The sequence below is a fragment of the Variovorax ginsengisoli genome, from assembly GCF_030811835.1.
GTDB lineage: Bacteria > Pseudomonadota > Gammaproteobacteria > Burkholderiales > Burkholderiaceae_C > Variovorax > Variovorax ginsengisoli_C.
On the sequence record NZ_JAUSRO010000032.1, the window covers coordinates 1 to 4353 of the forward strand.

General features: G+C 63.3%; 3 protein-coding genes and 1 pseudogene. All 4 read right to left on the reverse strand.

The features are described from left to right. Positions 1 to 1165: HAMP domain-containing methyl-accepting chemotaxis protein (locus J2W36_RS26440; protein ID WP_307692768.1), on the reverse strand; the 1165-nt coding region annotated here is incomplete at its 3' end. 56 nt (positions 1166 to 1221) lie between these two features. After that, positions 1222 to 3603 (reverse strand): methyl-accepting chemotaxis protein, encoded by a 2382-nt coding sequence (locus J2W36_RS26445; protein ID WP_442478273.1) that lies wholly within the window; start codon positions 3601 to 3603, stop codon positions 1222 to 1224. Continuing rightward, positions 3545 to 4084, reverse strand: coding sequence for a chemotaxis protein CheW (locus J2W36_RS26455; RefSeq protein ID WP_370869399.1), 540 nt, complete (start codon positions 4082 to 4084; stop codon positions 3545 to 3547). The genes J2W36_RS26445 and J2W36_RS26455 overlap by 59 nt, the downstream gene beginning before the upstream one ends. 11 nt (positions 4085 to 4095) lie before the next feature. Next, a pseudogene (locus tag J2W36_RS26460) lies at positions 4096 to 4353 on the reverse strand (methyl-accepting chemotaxis protein); the annotation flags it as partial.

The following is a 4353-nucleotide window of genomic DNA, read 5'->3' on the forward strand; positions in this document are numbered from 1 at the left end:
CGGCCTGCTCGCTCGATGCCTGGCTCAGCGACTGCGCCGTCGCACTCACCTCTTCGGAAGCGCTGGCAATGGACTCCGCGCCGCCGTTGACTTCGGTCACCACGTGCGCGAGCTTCTCCATCGTGTTGTTCACGTAGGATTTCATCTCGCCGTAGGCACCTTGGTATTCCCTGCCGATCGACTGCGTCAGGTCGCCTCCGGACAGCGCCTCCATCACCCGCACGACATCATTGATGCTGTCACCGGTCGTGGAGACCAGCGCATTCAGGCTCTCGCCCATCTCCTTCTGGAACCCTTCCAGGCCGGCGAGGTCGATGCGCTTGGAGAAATCGCCGACATTGGCCGCAGCGATCGCCACCCGTTGCCCGTTGATCACGCGCTTGAGGCGCTCGATCATGGTCTTGGTGGCGGCCAGCGCGCTGTCCTGGTCATTGGCTCGCGTCTTGACGTCGATGTCGATGTTCCCCTGGGCCACCTGGCGCGTGATCTCCGCAACGTAAGCCGGCTCACCGCCCAGCTGCTTCATCAGGCTTCGCACGATCAGCACAGCCACGACGATGCCGAACACCATGCTGAAGCCGATCACGGCGAAGATCAGCAGGCGCGCACTCGCATACAGGGCATCGCCATCGGCGCTGGCCTGATCGCTGCCCTTCACGTTCAGATCGATCAGTTTCTGAAGCTGATCGGAAAGCTGGGCATAGACCTTGTCCGACTCGCCGTTGACGAGTTCCAGCGCCTGCTCGTTCTTCATCTGCCGGGAGAGCTGCTGCACCTGTTCGTCCATCGCCATGTAGGCCTGCACGGTCTTGAGCATTTCGTCGTAGAGGGCATGCTCCTCGGGCGAAGAAATCAGCTTGACATAGGTGGCCTGGGTCTTCTTGAACGTGGCCATGTTGTCGCGCAAGGCTTTGTCGAAGCGCAGCTTCTCCTCCGGCTTCGTCGCCGACGCATGTTGCACTTCGGCCGTGCGGTAGTCCGAGATGCTGTTGTTGAGCTCCTGCACCGCGCGCACGCTGGGGAGCCAGTTGGTCGATATCTCGGTCGACGCATCGTTCACGCGCGACATCTGGAAACTGGCGAACAGACCCAGTCCCAGCATCATGAGCAGCACGACGGCAAAGCCCAAGCTGATGAGCGTTCTGATCTTTAAATTCTTGAACATGATATTGGTATTGTTAAAAATGCTCTTGTCGATCGCGGGCGTCATGCCGCGGGTCTTCAGTAACTGGCGAAGTGGCTCTCGTCCACGTCCGCCAAGTCACTGCCCGTGCGCGCCAGCTTCGCGAGTCCGCTCCTGCGGTTGGCAAGCACCGGCTTCGCGCCCTTGACCATCGCGCTCTTCGCCGGCTTGCGCGCGGCGGCAGTGACCGCGCCGGCACCCGCCAGCTTGAAGAAGCTCATGGTGCGCTGCAACTCTTCGGCCTGGCTGCTCATCTCCTCAGCCGTCGCCGCCAGCTCTTCCGAGCTCGTCGAGTTCTGCTGCGTCGTCTGGCTCAACTGGCTCACTGCCGCATTGATCTGCCCCACGCCCGAAGACTGCTCCTCGCTCGCCGCCGTGATCTCCTGCACCAGGTCCGACGTCTTCTTGATGCTCGGCACCATCGCATCGAGCAGCCTGCCTGCACGCTCGGCCAGCTCCACGCTCGACGTGGCCACCGTGCCGATCTCCTGCGCAGCCACCTGGCTGCGCTCGGCCAGCTTGCGCACTTCGGCAGCCACCACCGCAAAGCCCTTGCCGTGTTCGCCGGCGCGTGCCGCCTCGATGGCTGCGTTGAGTGCCAGCAGGTTCGTCTGGTAAGCGATGTCGTCGATGATGTTGATCTTCTGGGCGATCTGCTTCATCGCCGCCACCGTCGCCTTCACCGCTTCGCCGCCTTCGCTGGCTTCGGCCGCGGCCTTGGTCGCCATGCTGTCGGTGATCTTCGCGTTCTCGGTGTTCTGCGAGATGGACGAGGTCATCTGTTCCATCGATGCGCTCGTCTCTTCCACACCAGCGGCCTGCTCGCTCGAGGCCTGGCTCAGCGACTGCGCTGTCGCGCTCACTTCTTCGGAGGCACTGGCCAGCGACTCGGCGCCGCCGTTGACTTCGGCGACGACCTCGGCCAGCTTGCTGACCGTGGCATTGACGCTCTCGCACAGCGACTGCAGTTGCCCCTTGAAATCGGTGCGCGCGACCTCGGTCAGGTCGCCCTGCGCGATCACGTGAAGCACGCGACTGACCTCGTTCACCGGCTCCACGATGGCGTCGAGCGTGTGGTTGATCCCATCGACGATCACCCGGAAATCGCCGTGGTGCAGCTTGGCGTCGGCCCGCACTTCCAGCCGACCTGCCGTGGCCGCTTCGACGAGCAGGTTGGTGTCGACGATCAGCGCCTTCAGATTGGAGCGCACCTGCTCGATGGTCTCGTTGATGAAGGCCTTCTTGCCGGGGAACGCCTCCAGCGGCGCGTTGAAATTGCCGCGCCCGAATTCGGCGACGCAAGCCATGGCCTTCTTCTTGACCGCGATGTGCCCGCCGACCATCTGGTTGATGCCTTCAGCCATGGCGTGGAAGTCCCCTTCGAAACGCGCGGCGTCGATGAAGACGTCGATGTCGCCCTTGTCGTGCTCGGTCGACATGCGGTTCATTTCGGTGATCAGGCCGATCAGGTTGCGACGCACCTGCTCGATGGTCTCGTTGATGAAGACCTTCTTGCCGGGGAACGCCTCCAGCGGCGCGTTGAAGTTGCCGCGCCCGAATTCGGCGATGCAGGCCATGGCCTTCTTCTTGACCGCGATATGGCCACCGACCATCTGGTTGATGCCTTCGGCCATGGCACGGAAGTCGCCGTCGAAGCGCGAGGCGTCGATGTAGGCGTCGATGTCGCCCTTGTCGTGCTCGGTCGACATGCGGTTCATCTCGGCGATCAGGCCGATCAGATTGCGACGGACCTGCTCAATGGTTTCGTTGATGAAGGACTTCTTGCCAGGGAATGCCTCCAGCGGCGCGTTGAAGTTGCCACGGCCGAACTCAGCGATGCAGGCCATGGCCTTCCTCTTGACCGCAATGTGGCCACCGACCATCTGGTTGATACCGATCGCCATGTGCTGGAACTCGCCCGCCAGGTCGCTGGCATCGATCACGGCATCGATGTCGCCCGCATCGTGTTCCCGCGACATTCGCCCCAGCTCGAACATCACGCGCTTGAGCTTCTCCAGGAGCGCTTTCTCCGCGGCATGCAGCGAACCCAGTTCGTCGGAAGACGCAAACGATACGCCGGTCGGTTCGCGGAAATCCCCCTCGATCATCCGGCGGACGTTGTCCTCCGCGGTCTTCACGGCGCGCGTGATGTGGGTGGTCACCGAAGCCGCGACCCACATGCTCAGCATGCCAGCCACCGCCGCCACGCCCCAGGCTGCGCCGGCAGACAGCCACTGTGCCTGGAACATGGCCCAGGGCACCGCAGGCGCCGCCAGAGCGAAGAAAAAGCAGACCCCGAGGCGGGCCGAAAGGCGCATTTGCTTGAGCATGATCTTCTTTCTTTTTTCTTGGTGCGGCGGGTCAGGCAGCGAGACTCGACAGGCTGGAGAAATCATCGATCGACAGCACGTTCGCGACATCGAGCACGATGACGAACTTGCCGCGAACCTTGGCCATGCCGCAGACGAAGTCGCTGCGGATCGCTGCGCCGAAACTCGGCGGCGGCTCGATGTCGGCGGAAGGAAGCTCCAGCACTTCGTTGACCGCGTCGACGACCACGCCGATGACCTGCCCATCGGCTGCGTCGCCGATGGGCGCTGTTTCCACGATCACGATGCAGGTGCGCTTGGTCACCGCGCTGGCCGGGCGGCCGAAGCGCGCCTGCAGGTCCATCACCGGCACCACGGCACCGCGCAGGTTGATCACGCCGCGCACGCACGTCGGCATCATGGGCACCTCGGTGAGGTGGCCGTACTCGATGATTTCCTTGATCGCCAGGATGCCAATGGCGAAGGCTTCGCCATTGAGCATGAAGGTCAGGTATTGCAGCGGCTCGGGCGGTGCAGCCATCACGGTGGCGGCCTTGGCCATGCTGCGGCTCTGGATGGCAGAGGTGTTCATGGTGTGTCCTTTCAATAACGGGCGAAATGGCTTTCGTCGACATCGGCCGACTCGGCACCGACCAGCGCCAACGCCGGAGCGGCATGGCCCGAGCGCGCGGCTGCCACGGGCTTGGCCGCCTTCGCCAAACTCTTGCCCGGCTTGCGTGCCGACGCGGCGGCAGACACGCCCACCAGCTTGAAGAAGCTCATGGTGCGCTGCAGTTGCTCGGCCTGGCTGCTCATCTCTTCGGCGGTGGCAGCCAGCTCTTCCGAGCTCGTCGCGTTCTG